The sequence below is a fragment of the Cetobacterium somerae ATCC BAA-474 genome (assembly GCF_000479045.1).
Taxonomy (GTDB): Bacteria; Fusobacteriota; Fusobacteriia; order Fusobacteriales; family Fusobacteriaceae; genus Cetobacterium_A; species Cetobacterium_A somerae.
Genome location: NZ_KI518214.1, coordinates 22,055 through 48,024, shown reverse-complemented (window position 1 = coordinate 48,024; position 25,970 = coordinate 22,055). Strand labels below are relative to the sequence as shown.

Genomic DNA, 25,970 nt, shown 5'->3' with positions numbered 1-25,970 from the left:
GATTTATGATAATTGAATTTATTTTTAAATCAATATCGTTATCAAGGAGGTAAGTATTATGTTTGGAACTTGTGGTAAAACACCTAGAGAGCTTGGTTACAGAATGCCTGGAGAGTGGGAGAAAAGAAGACGTACTTTCATGCAATGGCCTGTTAGAGATGGAAAAAATAGCAGAACTCCACTTTGGCCTGATGGAATTGAAGCAGCTAGAAAAGGATATGCTAATGTAGCAAAAGCTATTGCTGAATTTGAGGAATTAGTTATGATTGCTCCTCCAGAACTTCTGCATGAAGTTAAAGAGATGTGTGGAGAAAAAGTAGAAGTATTATGTCTACCAATAGACGATTCGTGGGTTAGAGATAATGGTCCCACTTTTTTACTAAATGACGATCAAGAAGTTGCAGCAGTTAAATGGAGATTTACTTCTTATGGTGAAAAATATCAAACACACTATAATGATGGAAAAGTTCCTTATCATTTAGGTATATTTTATGATGTTCCTGTATTTACTTCACCACTAGCATTAGAAGGTGGAGGAATTCACTCAGATGGACAAGGAACTATTTTAACAACAGAATCTGCTTTACTTACTGGTTCTAGAAATTCTAGATTCACAAAAGAAGAAGTTACTAATTTATTAGAAGAATATTTAGGTGGAGAACAAGTTATCTGGTTAAAATCAGGTTTATATGGAGATTTAACTGATGGACACGTTGACAACACAGCTTGTTTTGTTAGACCAGGAGTTATTATAATTCAAGCTTGTTACGATGAAAAAGATCCTGACTACGAGATTTTCCAAGAAAATATGAAAATATTAAAAGAATTTAAAGATAGATCAAGTGGACTACCTTTTGAAATTATTGAAATTGAAAAACCTCCTATTAGATATTATGATGGTCAACTTCTAACATTAAGTTATATAAACTATTTACCAGTTACTGGTGCAGTTATTGTTCCTACATTTGGAGGAGATGCTGAAGAAACTGATAAAAAAGCATTAGAAGCTATCCAAAAAGCTTATCCTGATAGAAAAGTAGTTCCTATAGATGGAATGCCTATCATTATAGGTGGTGGATGTGTTCACTGTATAACTCAACAAATGCCTTATGGAAAAAGTTTTTAATTAAAGGAGGAGATTTATTATGAGAAAAGTTAAAGTAGCAGCAGTTCAAATGTCTCTAGGTTGGGATGTTGATGAAAATATAAGAAAAGCTGAAAAACAAGTTAGAGCAGCAGCAGCTGAAGGAGCTCAAATAATCTTACTTTCTGAGTTATTTGAAAGAGTTTATTTCTGTGCTAAAGAAAAAGCTGAATATATGCAATTTGCCACAGAGTTAGAACTTGATACAGCTGTTAATCACTTTAAAAAGGTTGCAAAAGAATTACAAGTTGTTCTTCCAATAAGTTTTTATGAAAGAAAACATGGTGCAAGATACAACTCAATAGCTATTATCGATGCTGATGGAGAAATTTTAGGAATTTATAGAAAAAGTCACATACCTCATGATGTAAGTGGATATCAAGAAAAATTCTATTTTAATATAGGAGATACTGGTTTTAAAGTTTGGGAAACTAAATATGCTAAAATTGGTGTTGCTATATGTTGGGATCAATGGTTTCCAGAATCAGCAAGATGTATGGCTTTAATGGGTGCTGAAATTTTATTCTATCCTACAGCTATTGGATCAGAACCTAGTGACCCCACTATGGATACAAAAGATCATTGGCAAAGAGTTATGCAAGGACATGCTGGTGCTAACTTAACTCCATTAGTTTGTGCTAACAGAACTGGACAAGAACATGTTGATGAAATTGGTGTTAAATTCTATGGGTCATCTTTTATAGCTGATCATACTGGTGCTAAAATATCTGAAATGGATAGAGACTCTGAAGGTTTTGCTATAGCTGAATTAGATTTAGCAGCTATTGATGATTATAGAGCTTTCTGGGGATTATTTAGAGATAGAAGACCAGATTTATATGGAGCAATTTTAACTCTTGATGGAGAAACAAAATTTAAATAGATAAAAAAATAGGGAGGGTGCAAATGCATCCTCCTCTTTTTTATTGTCTTTCCATCTGCTTTTTAGCATAAGTTACATAAAGTATTGCTCCTATTATAAATCCTATTATAATAAATAGTAGGTTTTCATGAGATGATTGGCTTAATAACCATATTGATAATATTATAGCTATTACTGGAATAATTGGTCCTAAAGGAATTTTATATTGTGCTTTTAACTTTCTTTTTCTGAAAACTAATACAGAACCTGCTGTAGATATAAACTCAATTAAACGAGCTATAACTGTAAGACTTGCTAAAAAAATAAAATTTCCATAAAGAGCTAAACTAACAGTTATTGCTGTTGTTAATAAAATTGCAAATCCTGCTGTTCCAAATCTACCTTTTTTATTAAAAACCTCTGGCACATATTTACTATCTGCTAAAGCTTGAATTGATCTTGGTGCAATAAATGATAAAGCTATTGTTATTCCTCCAATTGAAACTAATGTAGCTATTGTTATAAATAAAAATCCAGAACTTCCAAATATTGCTGCTGTTGCCGAAGCTATTGGAACTGAAGTTGTTCCTAATTTAGGCCCTAATAAACCTATACAAACTACCATAACCATCAGATAAAAAATAGAACAAAATATCATAACCCATATTATGGCTTTTGGTAGATTTTTTGTTGGATTTTGCATATCCTCTGCTGCTACTGCTAGTAAATCGAATCCAGTAAATGCGTAAAATATAACTAACGTTGCAACTCCTAAATTTCCAGTTGAAAGACCAAACTCTATTTTAGGAATTAATGGGAAAAAGTCTGATCCTTTTATAAAAAATATCCCTACAAGAACAAATAATATTAAAGGTAATAATTTACTTACCGTTATAAGATTATTAAGTATTTTTGAGAATTTAACTCCTAAGTAGTTTAATACTCCTAAAAAAATTCCTATAGCTATAACAAAAAGTTTATTATAATAGGGATCAATAGCTATTGGGTATATTCCACCAAGTGCCGTTAAAAAGCCTTGAATCTCTGCTGACCAACTAACTATACCTATAAACCAAGCAAAAATTCCAATCTCAAATCCTACAAAGTTTCCATATGCCTCTTTTGCATATACAAAGGATGAACCATTTTTATCAAATATACTTGCTGTTTCAGCAAAACATAGTGCTAAAAATAATGCTAAAACAGCATTTATTAAAATTACGATTAAACTGGCTAACCCTACATCAGCGTACGCTTTATTTGGTAAAAGAAAAATTCCTGACCCAATTATTGAATTTATCCCTAAAAAGAAAATGCTCCAAAACCCAAGTTTATTACTCTTTAAATCATCCATTTGGAAACCTCCTTCTCCTCATAAACTTTTGCTCTATGTAACATAATACTCCTCCTGTATTTAATTATTTTTATGCTACATTATTCTCTTTTTTTTTAATAAATCCTTTAGAAAAAAATTTTTTCTTGTTTTTTCAAAAAAAATAAGGTATATACGTACTACTTAGCAACTAATCTATTTTCAAAAGGAGTGATTTTAATGATAAAAAAATGGTTACCTCTATCGCTTTCTGCTCTTTTACTTTGTGGATCAATTACATCTTTAGCAGCTGAAACTAAAGTGTACCAAGGTTTAGGACATTCTACAAACTTTAGAGTTGGTCCTGGTAAAGATAGCGAAGGACAACAGGTTTATAGTTTTAACTATGTAGATGCTGCAGTGCTTTTCGATGCTGATGGAAAAATTATAAATGCTGTAGTTGATGCTTTAGAAGTTAGTTCTCCAAATTATGATGGTGAAAGTATGCCTCACTTTTCAGGGTGGCCTGGAACTGAAGGACATAATTTAGCTGATCATAAAACTAAAAAAGTTATTGGAAAAACTGAAAATACTCCCGCTAATATAGCTAATGAAGTTGATAACTGGAAAACTAAAAGAGAGCGTGGAGCTAGCTATGGAATGAATCCTAAAAATGAATGGGATGAACAAATGGACTTTTTTCAAGATAAATTTAAGGGTAAAACAGTTGATGAGTTAGAAATTATTTTCACAAAGCTATATTCAGATGTTAACGGAAGACCTTTAAAAGAAAATAGTAGAAATGATAAAGATAAAGAGAAATATAATAAACTTACTGAAGCTGAGAAAAAAGAGGTTGCTGACATAACTGCTGGAGCTACAATGAGCCTTAGAGACAGTCATGGTGATATTTTAGGTGCACTAAAAAATGCATATGAAAATCGTGTTGAGGTGGCTATTCCAACTAAATAATACTAAAAATTGCTGAAACTTTTCACAAAGTTTCAGTTTTTATTTTATTGACATTACTTTTTTAGTGTGCTAAATTAAAGGTATCGAGTATTTTTTAAACTTATTGTGTACACTATTTAATCACATTAATTATTTTTTAAGGAGATTTTAACATGAAAAAAATTGTTGTTGTTGGAAGCATTAACATGGATTTAGTTACAATTTGTGAAAGAGCACCTCGTGGTGGTGAAACTCTTTTAGGTAAAAAGTTCATGCAAATCCCTGGTGGAAAAGGAGCTAACCAAGCTGTTGCTATGGGGAAGATGAAATCTCCAGTTTCTATGCTAGGAAAAATAGGAAAAGAGGGTATGGGAAATATTCTTCTAGATTCTATGAAAAAGGATGGAGTGGATGTTTCTAATATAGAATATTGTGATGAAGCTACTGGTATTGCTAAAATCATAGTAGAAGACAACGGACAAAATAGAATTATTGTTGTTCCAGGTGCTAACTACGAAGTAGATAACTCATATATAGATAGACATTTAGATACTATTAAAAATTGTGATATTCTTGTTACTCAACTTGAAATCCCAATGGAAACAGTTAAATATTCATTAAAAAAAGCTAAAGAGTTTGGAAAAACAACTATTTTAAATCCAGCTCCTGCTAATAAATTAGATGAAGAGATTATCTCAAATTCTGATTACATAATTCCTAATGAAACAGAGTTAGAGATTTTATCTGGAATACCTGTTACTGATGAAGAAAGCGTAATAAATGCTGCTAACATCCTTTTAGACAAAGGTGTTAAAGGACTTATCGTTACTTTAGGAAGTAAAGGATGTATGTTTATAAGTAAAACAGAGAAAAGATCATTCCCAGCTTACAAAGTTAAAGCTATTGATACAACTGCTGCTGGAGATAGTTTCATTGGTGGTTTTGTAAACGGACTTGCTTCTGGTCTAACTTTTGAAGAAGCTATTGATAGAGGAACTAAAGTTGCTGCTATATCTGTTACTAGAATTGGTGCTCAAACGTCGATACCAACTCTTGAAGAAGTATTAAATTTTAAAGGAGAATAGATTATGAAAAAAGGAAAACTTTTAAATAGTGAACTTTCTTATGAGATTGCTAAAATAGGTCATACATCTCATATTACACTTTGTGATGCTGGACTTCCATTTCCAAAAGGTGTAAAAAGAATAGATTTAGCTATTGAAGCTGGATATCCTAGCTTTATAAAAACTTTAGATACAATTTTAAGTGAAATGATGGTTGAAGAGATTGTTTTAGCTTCTGAAATTAAAACTATTAATCCTAAAGTTTACAACGAAATTTTAGAAACTTTCCAAAAAAATGGAATGAACCCTAAAATTGTTGAGGTTTCTCATACAGAGTTTAAAGAGATTACAAGAGAAAGTGAAGCGATTGTTAGAACTGGAGAATGTACTCCATATGCAAATATTATTTTAAAGTCAGGAGTAGTTTTCTAAATGAATAAAGAGATTGTTTTACAAATAAAAGATATCTGTAAATCTTTCCCAGGTGTAAAAGCCCTAGATGGTGCTTGTTTAAATGCTTATAAAGGAAGAGTTATGGCTTTAATGGGAGAAAATGGTGCTGGAAAATCAACACTTATGAAAATAATGACTGGTATCTATAGTAAAGATTCAGGAACTGTTTTCTACCATGGACATGAAGTTACTTTTAAAGGAACTAAAGATTCTCAAGAAGCTGGTATTGCTATTATTCATCAGGAGTTGAATTTAATTCAACATATGAGTATAACTGAGAATATATTTTTAGGAAGAGAACTTACAAACAGTTTTGGAAAAATAGATTGGACTCTTATGCATAGAGAAGCTAGATCTATTTTAGATCTTCTTAATATTGAAGACAGTGAAAAAACTTTAATAAAAGATTTAACAATAGGTAAGATGCAAATGGTTGAAATTGCAAAAGCTCTTTCACAAAATGCTAAGCTTATTGTTATGGATGAGCCTACAGATGCATTAACTGATAAGGAAACTGAAAGTCTTTTCAAGGTTATTAAAGAGCTTACATCAGAAGGAAAAAGTATTATTTACATATCTCATAGATTAAAAGAGATTCCTGCTATTTGTGATGATATAACTGTTTTAAGAGATGGTAAGTTTATCTCTGAAGCTGAAGTTAAAGATATTGACGAAAACTATATTATTGAAAAAATGGTTGGAAGAACTTTAAGTGAGCAGTTCCCAAATGTTTCTGTAACTCCTGGAGCTGAGGTTTTAAAAGTTGAAAATCTTTGTGGTAAGTATGTTAAAGATGCCTCTTTCACTTTAAAAAAGGGAGAGATTTTAGGTATTGCTGGTCTTATGGGAGCTGGAAGAAGTGAACTTGTAAAAACTATTTATGGATATTATAAAAAGTCCTCTGGAAAAGTTTTTATAGAGGGACAGGAGGTTTCTATTGATTCTCCTGAATCTGGTGTAAACCATGGAATCGCCTACGTTTCAGAAGATAGAAAAGGAGATGGACTTGTATTAGGATTAAGTGTTAAAGAAAATATGACTCTTTCATCTTTAAAATTCTTCTCAAGTAGATTAGGTTTAAATAAAAATGCTGAAAACAAATCTGTTGATGAATATATTGAAAAATTTGGAGTAAAAACTCCTTCACCTAATCAAATTATTAAAAACTTAAGTGGTGGAAACCAACAAAAAGTAGCTATTGCAAAAGCTCTTTTAACTAATCCTAAAATTTTAATTTTAGATGAACCAACTAGAGGAGTAGACGTTGGAGCTAAAAAAGAGATTTACGATGTTATTAACGAGCTTAAGAAAAAAGGTCTTAGTATTATTATGATATCTTCTGAAATGCCAGAAGTAATGGGACTAAGTGATAGAATTATGGTTATCCATGAACACAAAATAAGTGGAACTCTATCTAAAGATGAGTTCACTCAAGAAAAAATAATGAGATATGCAGTAGGAGTTGAATAAATAATGTTAAAAAAAATATATAACAATAAGCCTCTAATTGGTTTAATTGTTTTCTCTATAATAGTTTCTTTTTTAAACCCAAGGTTTTTATCTGTTAATAATATCTTAAACGTTTTAAGACAAACGTCTATAAATTCAGTTATTGCTATTGGAATGACTTTAGTTATTTTAACAGGTGGAATTGATCTTTCTGTTGGTTCTATTTTAGCTTTAACTGGAGCTTTTGGAGCAAGTTTAATAGCTAATGGTGTAAATCCAGTTTTAGCTATTGTTATTGCTATTGTTATTGGTGGACTTTTTGGAATCTTTAACGGTTTACTTATATCATATGCTAAACTTCAACCATTTATAGTTACTTTAGTTACTATGACTCTTTTAAGGGGAGCCACTTTAGTTTTCACTGATGGTAAGCCAATCCCTGTAAGAGACGGTGGAGATTTCTTTGATAATATTGGTGGAGGTTACTTCTTTGACATTCCTATTCCAATATATATTATGATTGCTCTTTTCATTGCTGGATACTATATACTAAATAATATTAAATTTGGTAGATATATCTATGCTATTGGTGGAAATGAAGAGGCTACTAAACTTTCAGGAGTAAATACATCTAAATATAAAACTTTAGTTTATGGTGTTTGTGGAGCTCTTTCAGCTTTAGCTGGAGTTATTGTAACTTCTAGACTTGGTTCAGCTCAACCTACTGCTGGATCTGGATATGAACTTGATGCTATTGCTGCAGTTGTTTTAGGTGGAACATCTCTTGCTGGTGGAGTTGGAACTATTGCTGGAACTGCTCTTGGAGCAATTATTATTGGTGTTCTAGGAAATGCTTTAAATCTTTTAAATGTATCATCTTACTATCAGATGATGGTTAAAGCTTTAGTAATTCTTATTGCTGTTTTAATTGATAAAAAATCTTCTAAATAAATTTTATGGGTGGTGTAATAATTATGAAAAACAAATTAAGATTTTTAGGACTTATGGTTCTTGCTTTAGGTATGGGGACAATTGCTGAAGCTGCTAAAGTAGGATTAGTTGTTTCTACACAGGACAACCCTTTCTTTGTTACTTTAAAAGAGGGAGCTGTTTCTAAAGCAAAAGAGATGGGACATGAGATTGTTGTTTTAGATTCTCAAAATGATCCTTCTAAAGAGTTAGGAAATGTTGAAGATTTACTTATTAAAGGTATTGATGTTCTTTTAATAAATCCAACTGACTCTGACGCTGTTGTATCAGCTGTTAAAGCTGCTAACCGTAATAAAGTTCCAGTAATAACTTTAGATAGAGCATCTAATGGTGGAAAAGTAGTTACTCACATCGCTTCTGATAACGTTGCTGGTGGAGAATTAGCTGGAAACTTTATAGTTGAAAAATTAAATGGAAAAAATAATAAAGTTGTAGAGTTAGAAGGAATCCCTGGTACAACTGCTGCTCGTGATAGAGGAGAAGGATTTAACAAGGCTGCTCAGAATAAATTAGATATAGTTGCAAAACAAGCTGCTGACTTTGACAGAACTAAAGGACTTAATGTTATGGAAAATATTTTACAAGCACAACCTGAAGTTAATGCTGTTTTTGCTCATAATGATGAGATGGCCCTTGGAGCTCTAAAAGCTATTGAAGCATCTGGAAAAACTGATGTTATAATCGTTGGTTTTGATGCCACTGAAGATGCAGTGAAAGCTGTTAAAGAGGGTAAACTTGCTGCAACTGTTGCTCAAAAACCAGCAGAGATTGGTGCTAAAGGAATTGAAGCAGCTGATAAAATTGTAAAAAAGGAAACAGTTCCACAGTTTATTCCTGTTGAGCTAGAACTTATTACTCAATAATTTTTAAACATTTTTAGAATTAATTTTAACCTTTTTTATAGTAGTGTGACTAAAGTCACACTACTATTTTTTATTAATAAGTATTATAATATGTATATAATACTTGTATACCAAGGAGGAGAGAATATGAATAAAATTCAAACAACTTGCAACTACTGTTCATTAGCATGTAACATGGATTTCTACGTTGAAGACAATAAAATAAAAAAAGTTATTCCCACTGAAAAATACCCTGTAAACAAAGGATTTAGTTGTATCAAAGGTTTAAATCTAGATAAACAACTTACATCAGGTGATTTTCCTAAAAATCCACTATTAAAAACTGAAAATGGAAGAGAGGAGATTTCTTGGGAGAGAGCTTATAGTTTTTTTAGTGATAAACTAAAAGCAATTGTTGAGAAACATGGAAAAGAAAGTGTAGCTTGTATAAGTACTGGTCAACTAGCTTTAGAAGAGATGGCTTTAGTTGGTCATGTTTTTAGAAACTTTGTAGGTGGACAACTTGATGGAAATACTAGACTTTGTATGGCTACATCTGTTGTTGCACATAAACAAAGTTTTGGATTTGATGCTCCTCCTTATACATTAAATGATTTAGAACTTTCTGATACTATTATTTTTACTGGAGCTAATCCTGTTGTTGCTCACCCTATCATTTGGGATAGAGTGCGTAAAAATAAAAATAAGAAAGTTATTGTTATAGATGTTAGATGCAGCGAAACAGCTAAAAATGCTGATTATTTCTTCTGCATAAAACCTAAGAGTGACATTGTTTTATACTATACTATTGCCAACTATTTAATTGAAAATAACTGGATTGATAATAACTATATTGAAAAATATTCAGAAAATTTTGATGCATTTAAAGAGCATGTTTCAAAATTCTCTATTGATGATATTGAGGAAAAAGTTGGAATAACTAAAGATGAATTTTTAACTTTAGCTAAACTTATTCATGAAGGAGTTGCTGTATCTTTCTGGTGGACTATGGGAATCAACCAAAGTTATCAAGCTGTTAGAACTGCTCAAAGCATAATTAACTTAGCTGTTATGACTGGAAATATGGGTAGACCAGGAACTGGAGCTAACTCTATTACCGGACAATGTAATGCTATGGGATCTCGTCTTTTCAGTAATACAACTGGATTATATGGTGGTGGAGAGTACACTGATGAAGCTAAGAGAAAGATTGTTGGAGATGCTTTAGGATTAGATCCAGCTATTTTCCCAACAAAACCAACACTTCCTTATAATGTTATTATTGAAAAAATAATTACTGGAGAGATAAAAGCTCTATGGATTCTTTGTACAAACCCTAGACACTCTTGGACTAACAATACTCAATTTGCAGAAGCAATTGAAAAGTTGGACCTTTTTGTTGTACAAGATTTATATCCAAATACTGATAGTTCTGAACTTGCAGACCTTTTCTTACCAGTAGTTTCTGGAATAGAAAAAGAGGGAACACTTATTAACACAGAAAGAAGAATATCTAAATTGAATCCTGTTATTCCTAAACCTGAAGGATCTTTTAGTGATTTTGAAGTTATATATAATGTTGGAAAAGCTTTAGGTATGGGAACACTTTTAGATGGATGGGAAACTCCTGAAGCAGTTTTCAATAAAATGGTTAAAGTTACAAAAGATACTCCTTGTGATATGACTGGAGTTAGCTATAAACTTCTAGAAAATGGATATGGTGTTCAATGGCCATTTAAAGAGGGAGAAACTTTAGTTGACAACGAAAGAAGATTATTTGAAAATGGAGAGTACTATACACCTAATAAAAAAGTTAAATTTGTATTTGAAGATGTAGCAGAAAATCCTGTTCCTACAAATGAAACTTACCCTTACGTTTTAAATACAGGAAGAGGAACTGTTGGACAGTGGCATACTCAAACTAGAACAAAAGAGATTACATATGTTAATGACTCAACTTCAGATAATTCATATATCTATATCTCTAAAACTCTTGGTGAAGAGTTAGGTATTGAATCACAAGATGAAGTTTTAGTTAAATCTATAAATGGTAGAAGTAGTAAGTTCTTAGCGTTGACTACTGATAATTTACCTCATGATGTTTTATACGCACCTATTCATTATATAGAAACAAACAATTTAACACTTTCTATATATGATCCATACTCTAAGGAGCCTTCATACAAATATGCTCCAGTTTCTATTGAAAAAATCTAAAAGTAAAGGAGAGATTAAATTGAAAAGAATAAAAATAGATAGAAGTAAATGTATCGGTTGCTTAACTTGTGTTAGTGCCTGCTTAGTTTCTCACGATTCTGCTGACTCTAGAAATAGAGTTGTTTTAAGTAGTGATTTTAAATTTTCTCCAATCTTTTGTAGAAATTGTGACCTTCCTGAGTGTGTTTATACTTGTATGAGTGGAGCTATGAGAAAAGATTCTGAAACTGGATATGTTACTTATGATAAAAATAAATGTGCTAGTTGTTATATGTGCATAATGGCATGCCCATATGGAACTTTAAAAGAGGATAAAGCAACTAAAAAAGAGATTATGAAATGTAATATGTGTAGTCATGATCCTAACGGACCGCAATGTGTTGCTAAATGTCCTATGGCTGCAATTACTCTTGAGGAGGTAAAATAATGAAATATGTTATAATTGGAGCTTCTGCAGCTGGAATTAATGGAGCAGAAAACTTAAGATCTTTAGATAAAAATGCAGATATTACACTAATTTCTAAAGATACTAATATCTATTCAAGATGTATTCTTCATCACTATATTGGAGGAATGAGAGATATCGATGGAATTAATTTCGTAGATAAAGATTTCTTCGAAAAAAACAATATCAACTGGCTTAAAGGAAGAGAGGTTATCTCTTTAAATGAAAATGAAAAAACTATTACCCTAGATAATAATGAAGTTATTTCATATGATAAGGTTTTAATCGCTTCTGGATCTAGACCATTTTTCCCACCTATTGAGAATATAAATGGTAAAGAAAATGTTGTAGGATTAAAGTCTTTAGATGACTGTAATAAAATTATAGATATTGCTGCAAGAGCAAAAAACATTGTTGTTATTGGTGCAGGTTTAATTGGTATGGATGCAATTAGTGGACTTATTCATAATAAGAATGTCCATGCTAATCTATCTTTAATTGAGATGTCTGATAGATTACTACCATTACAACTTGATAAAGAAGCATCTATAACTTATGAAAAAAAATTAGTTGAGCATGGCGTTAAGCTATTCTTTGATTCAAAAGTTACAAAACTAAATGTAAATCCAAAAAATCCTAATCTAATTAACTCTTTAAGTTTATTAGATGATGGTAGAGATGTTGAATTACTAGCTGATCTAGTTATTGTTTGCGCTGGAGTAAAACCAAATGTAGAGTTTTTAGAAAATACATCAATAGAATACAATAAAATCGGTCTTCTTTTTAACGAAAAAGGTGAAACTAATGTTAAAGATGTATATGGAGCTGGAGATGTTAGTGGTAATGGTACTATTTGGTCTGTTGCAGTAAAAGAGGGAATAGCTGCTACTTCAAATATGGCAGGAAAAACTAGAGTTATGGATGACTTTTTCTTTGCCAAGTCAACTATGAACTTCTTTGATATTCCAACTTTATCTTTAGGTTGCTTACATATTTATGAAAAAACAGAGGGAATGATTATTGATTCTCTTAGAGAAAGAGATGGTGTCTACAAAAAAATTGCTCATAAAAATGGAAAAATTCATGGAGCTATTATTCAGGGAGACCTTTCATACACAGGTGTTTTAACACAACTAATCAGACTTAATATTGATATCTCAAAAATTAAAAAATCAATTTTTAAAATTGATTACTCTGATTTCTTCAATATAAATTCTGAACTAGAATTTGAGTATAAAAAATAAAATATAAGGAGATTATAATGATTAAAGAGACAATTGATAGGTTAGAGCGTTTCCCTGTTGGGGCTATTGCTACAACTGTTGGGGCGTGCACTCTTGCCAATGCCTTTTTATTACTAAATTTTACTTACCTTAGAAATATCTTCATGATTATTGGTATTGTAGTATTTATTTTAGCAACTATAAAAATTTTCAGACACAAAGAGGCCTTTCTAGCTGAGTATAGCAATACAATTCCTGCTAGTTTATATGGTACATACTCTATGTTAGCTATGATTATTGGAGCATTTTTGCTTCCATACAGTCCTTTTTTAGGAAAAAATCTTTGGCTTTTCGGTGTATTTTTCCACGCTTTTGCTATTTGCATTTTTACTTATAGAAATGTTATTAAAAACTTTAACATTGAGACTTTTGTTCCAAGTTGGTTTGTAACTTATAACGGAATTATGGTTTCTATTGTTGTAGGTGGAGCTATGGATGAACCTGTTATTTCTAAATGGGTTTTAATTTACGGAGTACTTGTATTTTTTACAATAATTCCATTTATGATTAGAAGATTAATTATAAAACCTTTACCTGATATGGTTTATCATACAAAAGCTATACTATTAGCACCATCAAGTCTTTGTGCTATTGGTTATTTAAATGTAGTTAAAGAGCCTAACATGTATATTGCATTTTTCCTATATGGAATTGTCTTTGTAACACTTATTTCAATACTTCTGAGTATTCCTAAATTCTTTAGCTTTAATTTCCATCCTGGTTTTGCAGGAACTACCTTCCCTATGGCTGTTGGAACTGTAGCTTCTTTTAGAATGAGCGCTTACTTAGCTAGTGTAAACCTACCTGAATATGCTAATGTTGTTAGAAATATTGCCGGTATTCAACTTTATGTTACAACAGGAATCATAGTATTTGTTTTCTATAACTTCCTAAAAAAAGTTAAGCCTTCAGCTAAATAAAAAAACAAATAGAAAAAGGATTGAACTACTCTTTAGCTCAATCCTTTTATTTTTATATCTCTATAGTTACCCCAAAGTGATCTGATATAATCTCTTTATTCTTTCCATTAAAAATAACCTCACTAGATTTTATTGTACTCTCACTATTTGTAAAAATAAAATCTATTCTTTTAGGATTACTGCATTTCCCCTCCCAACCAGCAATAACACCTGGGACAGTTATTCCATCATCTTTTTTAATGGCTTCTAAATATGTATCTTTAATTCCTTTTGTTAATAAATAGTCGTATCCCTCTCCTCTAATATTAGCATCATTATTAAAATCTCCCATTAGAAAATATATATTTCCTCTTTTATTGGCAAAATCTATTAATTCATCTAATTGTTCTTCAAAAGGATTTTCACTATCTTTCCACCATCCCATATGACAGCTATAAAAATCTATTACAATATCTCCAACTAATTTAGATATCATTGTAAATTTTCTTGTTTTCCAAAAATTTGTATCTTTAGTTTTTCCTATAAACTCCCCTAAACTTTCTTTTAACTCCCCTTTAAAAAGAATTCCAGTTCCTTCATGAAAAACATCGTATCCTACATGATGATAATCCCAACGGTAGCTATACTCAACCCCTAATTTTTTTAGCTCCTTACACAAAATATCTATAAAGTTTCCCTCTCTTATATCATCATATAAAATCTTGTCTTCTATCAATTGATTTACCTCTTGCAAAGCAACTACCTCATAATTCTCTTCAAATATTACCTTAGCTAGATATCTCATTTTTTCTAGTTGATTTTTCTCTTGCCAAGAGTGACAGTTTAGTGTTAATAGTTTCATTTAAAATTTATCTCCCTAATATATCAATTATTTTACATTTTAGTATATCTGCTTTTGGTCCATATATGGCCTGAACTCCACAATCTTTTATTATTAATCCTATAGAACCTGTTTTTTTCCACATATTTTTATCCCCTACTACATCTGCATCTTTTACAGTAACTCTAAGTCTTGTCATACATGCATCTACATCAACTATATTTTCACTTCCACCAAGAAGCTCTATTATTCTAACTGGAATCTCCTCTTGATTACCTGTTGTTTTTACTTTTTCATCACTACTATCTTCCTCTTCATCAATATAATTTCCTCTTCTTCCAGGAGTTGGTAAATCATATTTTTTTATAATTACATTGAATAACCAGTAGTTTGCAAAGAAAAATCCTCCACTTACTATTACAAAGTTTATTAAATCTTTATATAATCCTGCTTTCATCATTAAAGGTATACGAGAAAGTAGTTCTAAGAATCCAAAAGAATGAACTCTTAAAGAGATTATATCTACTAGAGCAAAAGCAAGTCCTGTTAAAATTGCGTAAGCTACATATAAAACTGGTGCCACAAACATAAACATAAATTCAATTGGTTCTGTTACTCCTGTTAAAAATACAGCTAGCATTGAAGATATAAATATTGTTTTATATTGTGTTTTTTTATCGCTATCAACATTATTTAACATAGCTAATCCAATTCCTAAAAGTGAAGCTGTCGATAATACCACTTGACCAGCTTTAAATCTAGCTGGAACAACTGTATCTAAAAGATTTTTATATCCTGTTATATCTCCTGCTGCTTTCAAGTTATTTAAATCAGTTATCCAGGCTAACCAGATTGGATCTTGACCAGCAATTGTACTTCCCACTGCAGTTCCTGTTAAAACTTGATATGTTCCACCTAGTTCTGTATAATTCATAGGAATTGTCAACATATGATGTAATCCAAATGGTAATAACAATCTCTCTAAAGCTCCGTATATAAATGGTGCTATTACTGGTGCTGTATTTCTAGAAGTTGCAATCCACTCACCAAAGCTATTCAGTCCCCACTGAACAAAAGGCCAGATTAAAGATAAAACAGTAGCCATAACAAATGATCCAAATATTACTACAAATGGTACAAATCTTTTTCCATTAAAAAATGCTAAAGATTTTGGTAGTTTATCAAAGGTTTGATACTTATTAAATAGTACCGCTCCTAAAAATCCTGAAAGTATTCCCACGAAAACTCCCATATTTAAAGCTGGAGCTCCCATAACCATTGTAAAATAATTTTTTACTAATAGTTCTTGTCCTGTTAACGATGTAATAACCGCTTCTGGATTATTTAACATCCCTCCATTTATTCCAAATATAGCCCCCGTTATTCTATTTGTTAGTATAAAAGCTATCACTCCTGCAAAAGCTCCACCAGCTTTTTCTTTTGCCCACGAACCACCAATTGCCGCTGCAAAAAGTATATTTAGATTTACAATTACTCCCCATCCCATATCCTCTATAATTCTTCCAATCATAGATAATCCACTTGTTCCAAGAAGTTTACCAATAGAAACCATAAGTCCTGCTGCAGGCATTACTGCTATTACAACAATTAAAGCTTTTCCTAATTTTTGCCAAAAATCAAATGATATTAAACTTTTCTTTTTCATTTTAACGTCTCCCCTATATATATTAAATTTTATATACTACACTTTCAAACGGTCTAACTATAAACTCTTTTAAATCTTTTTCTATAATTTTATAATTTGATAGCACTATATCCTCATTTTTTATATTAAATTCTGATAGGTTTAATTTTTTTTCATTTTCACTTAGGTTTGATAATATAAGGTATCTTTCATTATCTAGTTCTCTTAAATAAGCAAATACATGTTTATCATCTTCTAAAACTAATTTAAACTCTCCATGAGTTAAAGTTTTACTATTTTTCTTTAATGATATCAATTTTTTATAGTGATTATATATTGAGTTTTCATCTTTTATTTGACTTTGAACATTTATATTTTTATAATTACTATTTACTTTTAACCACGGTTTCCCTGTTGTAAATCCAGCATTTAAACTATCATCCCACTGCATAGGAGTTCTAGCATTATCTCTAGATGTATTTGATAAAATTTCTAAAACTGTTTTTTCACACATTCCAGCTTCTAATTTTTCTTTTCCCTCATTCACACTTTTTACATCTTGAAACTCTGAAAGAGAATTAAAAACTGTATTTGTCATTCCAATCTCTTGTCCTTGATAGATGAATGGAGTTCCTTTTTGTAAAAAATATGTTGTTGCAAAAGATTTTGCTGATTCTAACCAGTACTCTCCATCATTTCCCCATGTTGATGTACTTCTTGGAATATCATGATTTTCAATAAAAAGAGCATTCCATCCTTTGTTCTCTAAAGCTACTTGCCATTTATTTAAAACATCTTTATAAGCTTTTGGACAAAACTCTGTATCTCCTTCATAATCCCATAACTTTAGATGTTCAAATTGAAATATCATATTAAATTTTCCATTTTCGCTACCAACCCATTCATCAGAGTTTTCAGCATCTACTCCATTAGCTTCTCCAACAGTTACTATATCATATTTTGCAAAAGTTTCTTCTTTTAATTCTTTTAAATACTTTTGAATTCCATCTATATTCATGTGCATATCAAAAGAATCTACATATTTTTTCCCATCAGGATTTGGCATGTCAGGGAATCCATCAACTTTTTTGATATGGCTTATAGCATCAACTCTAAACCCATCAATTCCTTTATCTAACCACCAGTTCATCATATTATAAATCTCTTTTCTCATCTCTTCATTTTCCCAATTTAAATCAGGTTGTTTTTTAGAAAAAAGATGTAAGTAGTATTCATCTGTTTTTTCACATTTTTCCCAAGCTGATCCTTTGAAAATACTTTCCCAGTTATTTGGTTCTTCGTTATCTTTTCCCTCTCTCCAAATATACCAATCTCTCTTAGGACTATCTTTTGACTCTCTCGCTTCAATAAACCACGGATGTTCATCACTTGTATGATTTATTACAAGATCTATTATTAATTTCATACCTCTTTTGTGAGTTTCTAATAAAAGATTGTCAAAATCTTCCATAGTTCCAAACTCTTCTAATATATCTCTATAGTCACTTATATCATAACCATTATCATCATTTGGACTTTTAAAAAATGGTGAAACCCAAATAAGATCTATCCCTAAATCTTTTAAATAATCTAATTTTTCTATTATTCCTTTTAAGTCCCCTATTCCATCTCCATTGGAATCTTTAAAACTTCTCGGATAAATCTGATATCCTACTAACTCTTTCCACCACATTTTAATCTCTCCTTAATATATCTTTAGAATTGTAAACTTTTTGCATTTTGTGCAAACGTTTGCTCTTTTTTGTGTATTGTAACATCTAATTCCAAATTTGTCTATATATAATACAAAAAAGTTGTAAAAAAGTTACTACAACCTTTTTTACAACTTTTAATTTAATTCTATATCTACTATTTTGTTACAACTTTCTAATTTATCTTGAATGCAATTGGCTAAAAGATCCACTGCTTCCATTCCTAATTTTTCAGGTTTTATATCTAATAGAAAAATTTTATTTTTCCAAACCTTTTTTATATTTGCTTTGTTAAAACTTCCTATATTTACATTTTCTATATTACTTTTTTCTAAATATTCTAAAAATCCTTTTAAAAGATTGTCGTCTGAAATTATAAAATTCTCACATTTTTGTTCTGAAAATATTTTTTCTGCTAATCTATATCCTTCTCCTCTAGAGAAGTCTTTTCCTAGATATATAGAGTAATCTAATTTCAGCTCTTTACATGCTTTTTCAAATCCAGCAACTCTATTTATTGTAACTGTTAAATTTTTATCTCCACCTACAAAAACTATTTTTTTAGAATTTTCATGAATAATTTTTTTCACCATATCATATGTTGCTTTTAAGTTATTATTATCTACCCATAAAACGCCATCTTTTTCTTCAGGTTCACCAATTATAACAAAAGGAAAATTTGTTTCTTTTAAATATTGAATGCTCTTATCATTTTTACGTGTTGACATAAGACATATTCCATCAACTAATCCACTTTCCGCTAGTTTTCTTGTTCCTTCATACTCCTCTTTCTCATTTTTGCAAAAATCATACATGATATAATAATCTCTTTCTTTTCCTTTTAAGCTAATACCTTGCATAACCTCTATAAAAAATGGACTAGTAAAAAGTGTTGTTGTTTCCTTTGGCATTATTACACCTAAAATCCCTGTTCTTCTTTTAACTAATCCTCTTGCCATTATATTTGGTTTATAATTTAACCTTTCAATAACCTCTCTTACTCTTAGTTTTGTAGCTTCACTTATCTTGGGATTATTAGATATTACTCTTGAAACTGTAGATACAGAAACCCCTGCATCCTCTGCAATCTCTTTTATTGTTATCTTCACAGTTTTTTCCTCTCTCTTATTCTTTTATTTTTTACATTATATCTAAATTCTCTATATTTACAAAACATTTTCTATTTTTTCTCTCTGAACGTAACATGTTACGTTTAGAGTAATGTGTGTTTTTAAGTTCTAAAGTATTGATTTAGAACTTTTTTCATTGTATACTTCGATTAACAGAGGATCCTAGAAAAAAATTGGGAGGTAACAAGATGTTAAAATTCTTTCAAAGACTTGGTGGAGCACTTTTTGCACCAGTACTACTTTTTCCTTTTGCAGGACTTACAGTAGCTCTTACAATTATTTTAAAAAATCCAGATTTCGTAGGTTCCTTGGCGAATCCAAATGGATTATTCTACAAACTTGTTTATATTATCGAAGAGGGAGGATGGACAGTATTTAGACAACTTCCACTTATATTTGCAGTTGGACTTCCAATAGGATTAGCTAAAAAAGCTCATCCTCGTGCATGTTTATCTGTATTGGTTACATATTTAACTTTCAACTATTTTATTAATGCCATTTTAACTTTTTGGGGGCCAAGTTTTGGAGTTGATTTTACTCAAAACATTGGAGGAGTTAGTGGATTAACTACAATTGCTGGAATTAAAACTTTAGATACAAGTATTGTTGGAGCAATTGCAATATCAGGACTTACTATATATATACATAACAGATTCTTTGATACAAAGCTTCCTGACTTTTTAGGAATATTTCAAGGAAGTGCACTTGTTGGAATGATCGCTTTTATTGCTATGATTCCAGCTGCATATGTAACATGTTTGGTATGGCCTAAAGTACAGATGGGTATCTCATCTTTACAAACATTAATGATTTCTTCTGGAACTTTTGGGGTTTGGTTATACACTTTACTTGAAAGAATTCTTATTCCTACTGGACTTCATCACTTTGTTTATGGCCCTTTCATATTTGGACCTGCAGTTGTTGATAATGGAATCCAAGTTTTCTGGGCACAAAATCTTTCTAATTTTGCTAACTCTACTCTACCTTTAAAAGAGCTTTTCCCACAAGGGGGATTTGCACTACATGGTAACAGTAAGATATTTGGAGCAATTGGTATAGCATTAGCTATTTATAAAACTGCTCGACCTGAAAAGAAAAAAATTGTTTCTGGACTTTTGATTCCAGCTGCTCTTACTGCTGTTTTAGTAGGAATTACTGAACCTTTAGAGTTTACATTTCTATTTATTGCACCATTTCTATTTGCTATACACGCTGTTTTAGCTGCTTCTATGGCCGCTGTTATGTATGCTTTTGGAGTTGTTGGAAATATGGGATCTGGACTTATAGAGATAGCAGCTATTAACTGGATACCACTTTTCAAAAATCACACTAGTGTTATGATTGCACAAATCGGTGTGGGAATGGCTTTCATCCCAATATACTACTTTGTTTTTAAATACTGTATTGAAAAATTTAGATTAAAAACTCCTGGTAGAGAGGATGAAGATGAAGAGGTTAAACTTTATACTAAAGAGGATTTTAAAAATAAAAAAGATGCAAAAAATGGAAATATTATCGTTGAAAACGCATATTTTGATCAAGCTTATACTTTCTTACAAGGCCTAGGTGGAGCTCAAAACATTGAAACTGTTAATAACTGTGCTACTCGACTTAGAGTTACTGTTTTTGATGAAACTTTAGTTAAAGGTGATTCTGTATTTAAAGGAGCTGGAGCTCATGGTATTGTTAGAAAAGGTAATGCTCTTCAAATTATTGTAGGATTATCTGTTCCACAAGTTAGAGACTGCTTTGAAGATTTAATGAATAAAGATTTAGAAAATATAGATTCAGAAAAAAATTTAATTAACGCATAGGAGGATTTATTATGAAAAAGTTTTCAATTTTAATTGCTGGTGGAGGAAGTACATTTACCCCTGGAATAATTTTAATGCTATTGGACAATCTTGAGCAATTCCCAATTAGACAGATTAAAATGTATGATAACGATGCTGAAAGACAAGCTAAAATAGGAGATGCTTGTGCTATTCTTTTAAAAGAAAGAGCTCCTGAAATAGAGTTTAGCTATAGCACAAAACCTGAAGAAGCTTTCACTGATATAGATTTTGTTATGGCTCATATTAGAGTTGGAAAATATCCAATGAGAGAATTAGATGAGAAAATACCATTAAAACATGGAGTAGTTGGACAAGAAACTTGTGGTCCTGGAGGAGTTGCTTATGGTATGAGATCAATTGGAGGAGTTATTGATTTAATTAATCACATGGAAAAATACTCTCCTAATGCTTGGATGTTAAACTATTCTAACCCTGCTGCTATTGTTGCTGAGGCTACTAGAAGATTAAAACCAAACTCTAAAGTTTTAAATATCTGTGATATGCCTATTGGAATTGAAGTTAGAATGGCTGAAATTTTAGGTTTAAATTCTAGAAAAGATATGGATATTATGTATTATGGATTAAATCACTTTGGTTGGTGGAAATCTATAAAAGATAAAGCTGGAAATGATTTAATGCCTGCCTTAAAAGAACATGTAGCTAAATATGGATATGTGGAGAAAAAAGGTGATAGCCAACATACAGACGCTAGTTGGTGTGATACGTTTGCTAAAGCAAAAGATGTATTTGCTGTAGATCCAACAACTTTACCTAATACATATTTAAAATATTATCTATTCCCAGATTATGTTGTTGAGCACTCAAACAAAGAGTATACAAGAGCTAATGAAGTTATGGATGGAAGAGAGAAATTTGTTTTTGGTGAATGTGATAAGATTGTAAAAAATAAAACTTCAAATAATACTGAACTACATATAGATGAGCACGCTTCTTACATAGTTGACCTTGCTAGAGCTATTGCTTTTAACACAAAAGAGAAGATGCTTTTAATCGTTGAAAATAATGGAGCTATAGTTAATTTTGATCCTACTGCTATGGTTGAAATCCCTTGTATTGTTGGAAATGCAGGACCTGAGCCATTAGTTGTTGGAGCAATTCCACAATTCCAAAAAGGGCTTATGGAACAGCAAGTTTCTGTTGAGAAACTAACTGTTGAAGCTTGGATAGAAGGGTCTTATCAAAAGTTATGGCAAGCTCTTACTATGTCTAAAACAGTTCCAAGCGCATCTGTTGCAAAAGCTATTTTAGATGATTTAATTGAAGCTAATAAAGGATACTGGCCTATATTAAAATAATAAATTAATTTTAACTAAAAAATAAAGAAAAATGGTAGAAAAAATAATTTTCTACCATTTTTTATTTGTATTACTTTTAAAATTCGTCCCATCCCTCTACAGATGAACTCATGTTATAACTAGTAACTGTTCCCTCGAAGAAGTTAGCTTTTACGTTTCCTTCTCCCTCTGTATCAGCAAACTTTTCTAAATGTCTATAAGGATTCTTTTCATATCCTTCATAAATTGGATTTAATCCTATAGCTTTTAATCTCTCATTAGCTAACCACTTTGTATATCTCTCTGTTGTATCCTCTGTTATACCTAGTATTCCATTTCCTATTATATGATTTGTCCAGCTAATCTCTTGCTGCACAGCTTTTTTAAACATATCATATATTAATTCATCATTAAAGAAATCTTTATTTTCATTTTTAATCTCTCTTATTAACTGTTGGAATATAACTACATGTGATAGCTCATCCCTATTGATAAGTTTTATTATATCAGAAGTTCCCATCATTCTATTTCTACTTGCTAAAAGATAGAAGAAGTTAAATCCATTGTAGAAATATATAGCTTCTAAAAGATAGTCAGCTATTATAACTCTTGCAAAGTTTTCATCACTAGGATTTTCTAAGAAACTTTGATATATTTTTGCTATGTAACTATTTCTTTCAAATAGAACTTTATCCTCTCTCCATTTATCATATATTGAGTTTCTAATCTCCTTTGGTAGAATAGATTCAATTATATATTGATATGATTGAGAGTGAATAGCTTCTTGGAAAGTCTGTATTGATAGAATCAAATTTATCTCTGGAGCAGTTATATAATCTGAAACATTTGGAATATTATTTGTTTGAATACTATCTAAAAATATTAGAAATGAAAGTATTCCATCATAAGCCTCTTTCTCTTCATCAGTTAAATTTTTATAATCGTTTTTATCTTGAGTTAAATCTATTTTTTCTGGAATCCAAAAGTTTCCCATCATTGTTCTATAAAGATGATTTGCCCATTGATATTTAACATTATTCAAATTAAATATATTTGTACTATCTCCCTTTATCACTTTTCTTTCTGATAAAGAATCATCTCCTAGAGGATTAAAAAGTTTTTTTCTATCCACTGCAGCTTTCACACTCCTCTTTTTCATTTATTATATTTGTATTTTTTTGAATTGTTCTTATATAATAAACTGATTTACATCCCTCTTTCCATGCTGTCATGAAAGTATCATATATATCTTTAGCTTTAATATCTTTATTTAAATCAAAAATAAGCTCCATAGAAACTCCCTGAGTTATCCATTTTCCTATTCTACTCATTATTTTTACATATGTTTGAGGATTTACATTTTTAAACTCTGGATAGAACCAAGCTCTATCTTTTAGATGTTTAACAACTCTTGGAACAGCACCCTTTTGATTCTTCTCTATATAGAATCTAGAGAACGTAGGGTTTACAGATGCTGTTGATCCCATAAGTAAAGATGTTGATGTATTTGGTGCAACTGCTGTTAACTCACCGTTTCTTAATCCATACATCTTAACTAAATTAAATACCTCTTCCCACTCTTTTCCAAACTTTGAATTTTCCATATACCAATCTTTATTTTTTTGGAAAAATATTCCTTCATCCCATAAAGAACCTTTAAACATTGGATAAGTTCCTCTCTCTTTTGCTAAAAGAGCTGAAGATTTTATACTATACATAGCTATCTCTTGGAAAAGTTCATCTATCTCTTCTAATGACTCATCATATATCATAAACTCTCTTGCTAAATAGTCTGCAAGTCCCATAGCTCCAACACCAATTGTTCTATAAGCTAAGTTATGCTTATCTGACTCTTTTATAGGAGTTCTTGTTAAATCAATTGTGTTATCAAGGATTCTAACAGATATATCTACAATATTTTCTAACTCATCTCTTTCTAACTCAGCTAAATTCATAGAAACTAAGTTACAAGTGTGAACTTCACCTAATTTTGTTGTTCTAACTCCATTTTCTCCAACAGTATCCTCTTTAAAGTTTACACTTGGTGAGAAGTTAGAAAAACTTTCCATACATAGATTTCCATTTCCTATCATTCCCACATGACTATTGTGATTCATTAGATTTGCTCTATCTTTAAAGAATATATACGGCATTCCTGTTTCTATTTGAACTTTCATAATCTCTTTAAATAACTCTCTAGCCTTTATAACTTTTCTTAACTGTAAGTTTTCATCCTTTTCTATAGTTAAGTATAACTCTTCAAATTTTTCTCCATAAACTTCACATAGTTCAACACCATATTTTTTTCTAATTTCATAAGGGTCAACTAAAGTCCACGGTAAATCCTCTTCCACTCTTTTCATAAAAAGATCTGAAAGAACAACTTGAGGATAGATATCATATGCTTTTCCTCTTTGATCTCCATTTTCTGTTTGAAGTTCTAAAAATGTTTCAATATCTAGGTGCCATGAATCTAAAGCCACTGTTACCGCTCCAGCTCTTCTTCCTTGTTGATTTACAGCTACTGCTGTATCATTTATAATTTTTACCCAAGGAACAACTCCACCACTAGCGTTATAATATCCATTTACCATAGAGTTCTTCGCTCTTATTCTAGAGATATTTAATCCTACTCCACCACCATTTTTACTAATTTTTGCAACTGTATCCACGTTGTAGAAAATAGATTCTATATTATCATCCATAGCTGTTATAAAGCATGATGACAGATTTCCATTTGGTACTCTTAAATTAGCTAAAATTGGAGTAGCTAAAGATATCTTTTTAAGTGACAATGCTTCATAAAATCTTTTTGCCACAGAAACTTTATCTTTTTCATTTATAGCTAAAAGCATAGCTATACACATAAATACCTCTTGAGGTAACTCATAAATCTTTCCATCATACTTCAACAAATATCTATTTACAAACATATTTGCTCCAGCATAATCATACATCATATCTCTAGAGATATCCATAGCTGACTCTAACTCTTTAACCTCTTCAGCAGTATAATCTAAAAGTCTATTATCATAAATTCCAATCTCTACTAAAGTTTTTATACTTTTATAAAACTCACCATAAGAGAATCCTCTTTTGTGGAAAACCTCTCTTTCTGTTTCCATCATTAAAAGTCTTCCTGCAACATATGTCCAGTCACTTTCTTCAAAACTTGTCATAGAAACAGCTTGATTTATTAGAGATTCCTGAATTTTTTTTGTTGTTATATTCTCTGCATATATTGATTCTATATGACTTTCTAACTCAACCATATTAACTTCTAAGTTATCACAAGCTCTTAAAAGTTTCTCTCTTATTTTTGTTATATCTAAATTTTCTCTTATTCCAGCTCTATTTATAACCTGTCTCATTTATAAAACCTCTAAGAAGCTTTCCATAGAATAGTATTTTCCATCTTTTTCAACAACAGGTGCACTCATAATTCTAGCCTTACTTGCTACGATCATAAGTGTTTTTAAATCCTGAGTATACTCATATTCAAGACCTTTATCATCTAAAATTTTCTTTAAAGTCTCACATTTACTACAATCTTCTTTTCCAAATACCTTTATCATCCTATGCCTCCTAAACACAACATCTT

At 30.8% G+C, this 25,970-nt stretch carries 22 protein-coding genes; 14 read left to right on the top strand and 8 right to left on the bottom strand.

Annotated elements, in window-relative coordinates; genetic code table 11:
• Window positions 1-58 precede the first annotated feature (58 nt).
• Complete coding sequence (locus HMPREF0202_RS13485) at window positions 59-1,126, top strand: agmatine deiminase family protein (protein ID WP_023051278.1); 1,068 nt, start codon at window positions 59-61, stop codon at window positions 1,124-1,126.
• Between the two features lie 19 nt (window positions 1,127-1,145).
• On the top strand, window positions 1,146-2,027 hold the full coding sequence (aguB, locus tag HMPREF0202_RS13480) for an N-carbamoylputrescine amidase (protein ID WP_023051277.1): 882 nt from the start codon (window positions 1,146-1,148) through the stop codon (window positions 2,025-2,027).
• Between the two features lie 40 nt (window positions 2,028-2,067).
• On the opposite strand, the gene HMPREF0202_RS13475 is transcribed toward aguB, so the two are convergent.
• Window positions 2,068-3,360, bottom strand: coding sequence for an APC family permease (locus HMPREF0202_RS13475; RefSeq protein ID WP_023051276.1), 1,293 nt, complete (start codon window positions 3,358-3,360; stop codon window positions 2,068-2,070).
• A gap of 198 nt (window positions 3,361-3,558) precedes the next feature.
• On the opposite strand from HMPREF0202_RS13475, the gene HMPREF0202_RS13470 reads away from it, so the two are divergent.
• The 10 genes from HMPREF0202_RS13470 to HMPREF0202_RS13425 all read left to right on the top strand — a co-directional run bounded on the left by HMPREF0202_RS13470 (window position 3,559) and on the right by HMPREF0202_RS13425 (window position 13,932).
• A complete protein-coding gene (locus HMPREF0202_RS13470) occupies window positions 3,559-4,290 on the top strand; it encodes a hypothetical protein (protein ID WP_023051275.1) in 732 nt (243 codons plus the stop codon).
• A gap of 152 nt (window positions 4,291-4,442) precedes the next feature.
• Window positions 4,443-5,354 (top strand): ribokinase, encoded by a 912-nt coding sequence (gene rbsK, locus HMPREF0202_RS13465; RefSeq protein WP_023051274.1) that lies wholly within the window; start codon window positions 4,443-4,445, stop codon window positions 5,352-5,354.
• A gap of 3 nt (window positions 5,355-5,357) precedes the next feature.
• Complete coding sequence (rbsD, locus tag HMPREF0202_RS13460) at window positions 5,358-5,765, top strand: D-ribose pyranase (RefSeq protein ID WP_023051273.1); 408 nt, start codon at window positions 5,358-5,360, stop codon at window positions 5,763-5,765.
• Window positions 5,766-7,256: a ribose ABC transporter ATP-binding protein RbsA gene (gene rbsA / locus HMPREF0202_RS13455; protein WP_023051272.1), complete on the top strand. Its 1,491-nt coding sequence runs from the start codon at window positions 5,766-5,768 to the stop codon at window positions 7,254-7,256.
• Window positions 7,257-7,259: 3 nt separating this feature from the next.
• Window positions 7,260-8,186: a ribose ABC transporter permease gene (rbsC, locus tag HMPREF0202_RS13450; protein WP_023051271.1), complete on the top strand. Its 927-nt coding sequence runs from the start codon at window positions 7,260-7,262 to the stop codon at window positions 8,184-8,186.
• 23 nt (window positions 8,187-8,209) lie between these two features.
• On the top strand, window positions 8,210-9,088 hold the full coding sequence (rbsB, locus tag HMPREF0202_RS13445; protein WP_040407615.1) for a ribose ABC transporter substrate-binding protein RbsB: 879 nt from the start codon (window positions 8,210-8,212) through the stop codon (window positions 9,086-9,088).
• Window positions 9,089-9,214: 126 nt separating this feature from the next.
• A complete protein-coding gene (locus HMPREF0202_RS13440; RefSeq protein ID WP_040407613.1) occupies window positions 9,215-11,284 on the top strand; it encodes a molybdopterin oxidoreductase family protein in 2,070 nt (689 codons plus the stop codon).
• A gap of 19 nt (window positions 11,285-11,303) precedes the next feature.
• Entirely contained in the window at window positions 11,304-11,711 is a 408-nt protein-coding gene (locus HMPREF0202_RS13435) for a 4Fe-4S dicluster domain-containing protein (protein ID WP_040407640.1), read from the top strand.
• A complete protein-coding gene (locus tag HMPREF0202_RS13430) occupies window positions 11,711-12,973 on the top strand; it encodes an NAD(P)/FAD-dependent oxidoreductase (RefSeq protein WP_023051267.1) in 1,263 nt (420 codons plus the stop codon). The genes HMPREF0202_RS13435 and HMPREF0202_RS13430 overlap by 1 nt, the downstream gene beginning before the upstream one ends.
• Window positions 12,974-12,990: 17 nt before the next feature.
• Window positions 12,991-13,932 (top strand): TDT family transporter, encoded by a 942-nt coding sequence (locus HMPREF0202_RS13425; protein ID WP_023051266.1) that lies wholly within the window; start codon window positions 12,991-12,993, stop codon window positions 13,930-13,932.
• A 52-nt stretch (window positions 13,933-13,984) separates the two neighbouring features.
• Here HMPREF0202_RS13425 and HMPREF0202_RS13420 read toward each other — a convergent pair whose 3' ends face one another.
• The 4 genes from HMPREF0202_RS13420 to HMPREF0202_RS13405 form a co-directional block, all read right to left on the bottom strand.
• Window positions 13,985-14,773, bottom strand: a complete 789-nt coding sequence (locus HMPREF0202_RS13420) for an endonuclease/exonuclease/phosphatase family protein (protein WP_023051265.1) — start codon at window positions 14,771-14,773, stop codon at window positions 13,985-13,987.
• Between the two features lie 7 nt (window positions 14,774-14,780).
• Window positions 14,781-16,418, bottom strand: a complete 1,638-nt coding sequence (locus HMPREF0202_RS13415) for a PTS transporter subunit IIBC (RefSeq protein ID WP_023051264.1) — start codon at window positions 16,416-16,418, stop codon at window positions 14,781-14,783.
• Window positions 16,419-16,440: 22 nt separating this feature from the next.
• A complete protein-coding gene (locus HMPREF0202_RS13410) occupies window positions 16,441-18,090 on the bottom strand; it encodes a glycoside hydrolase family 13 protein (protein ID WP_023051263.1) in 1,650 nt (549 codons plus the stop codon).
• Between the two features lie 156 nt (window positions 18,091-18,246).
• A complete protein-coding gene (locus HMPREF0202_RS13405) occupies window positions 18,247-19,218 on the bottom strand; it encodes a LacI family DNA-binding transcriptional regulator (RefSeq protein WP_023051262.1) in 972 nt (323 codons plus the stop codon).
• A gap of 209 nt (window positions 19,219-19,427) precedes the next feature.
• On the opposite strand from HMPREF0202_RS13405, the gene HMPREF0202_RS13400 reads away from it, so the two are divergent.
• Both HMPREF0202_RS13400 and HMPREF0202_RS13395 read left to right on the top strand, forming a co-directional pair.
• Window positions 19,428-21,053 (top strand): alpha-glucoside-specific PTS transporter subunit IIBC, encoded by a 1,626-nt coding sequence (locus HMPREF0202_RS13400; protein ID WP_023051261.1) that lies wholly within the window; start codon window positions 19,428-19,430, stop codon window positions 21,051-21,053.
• Between the two features lie 11 nt (window positions 21,054-21,064).
• A complete protein-coding gene (locus HMPREF0202_RS13395; RefSeq protein ID WP_023051260.1) occupies window positions 21,065-22,390 on the top strand; it encodes a 6-phospho-alpha-glucosidase in 1,326 nt (441 codons plus the stop codon).
• Between the two features lie 76 nt (window positions 22,391-22,466).
• Here HMPREF0202_RS13395 and HMPREF0202_RS13390 read toward each other — a convergent pair whose 3' ends face one another.
• Genes HMPREF0202_RS13390 through HMPREF0202_RS13380 form a run of 3 tightly spaced genes read right to left on the bottom strand, consistent with a single transcriptional unit; the run spans window position 22,467 to window position 25,944 of the window.
• Window positions 22,467-23,501: a ribonucleotide-diphosphate reductase subunit beta gene (locus tag HMPREF0202_RS13390; protein WP_040407639.1), complete on the bottom strand. Its 1,035-nt coding sequence runs from the start codon at window positions 23,499-23,501 to the stop codon at window positions 22,467-22,469.
• Window positions 23,494-25,740: a ribonucleoside-diphosphate reductase subunit alpha gene (locus HMPREF0202_RS13385; protein WP_023051258.1), complete on the bottom strand. Its 2,247-nt coding sequence runs from the start codon at window positions 25,738-25,740 to the stop codon at window positions 23,494-23,496. Before HMPREF0202_RS13385 ends, HMPREF0202_RS13390 begins: the two co-directional genes overlap by 8 nt.
• Entirely contained in the window at window positions 25,741-25,944 is a 204-nt protein-coding gene (locus HMPREF0202_RS13380; protein WP_040407611.1) for a glutaredoxin domain-containing protein, read from the bottom strand.
• Between the last annotated feature and the right edge of the window lie 26 nt (window positions 25,945-25,970).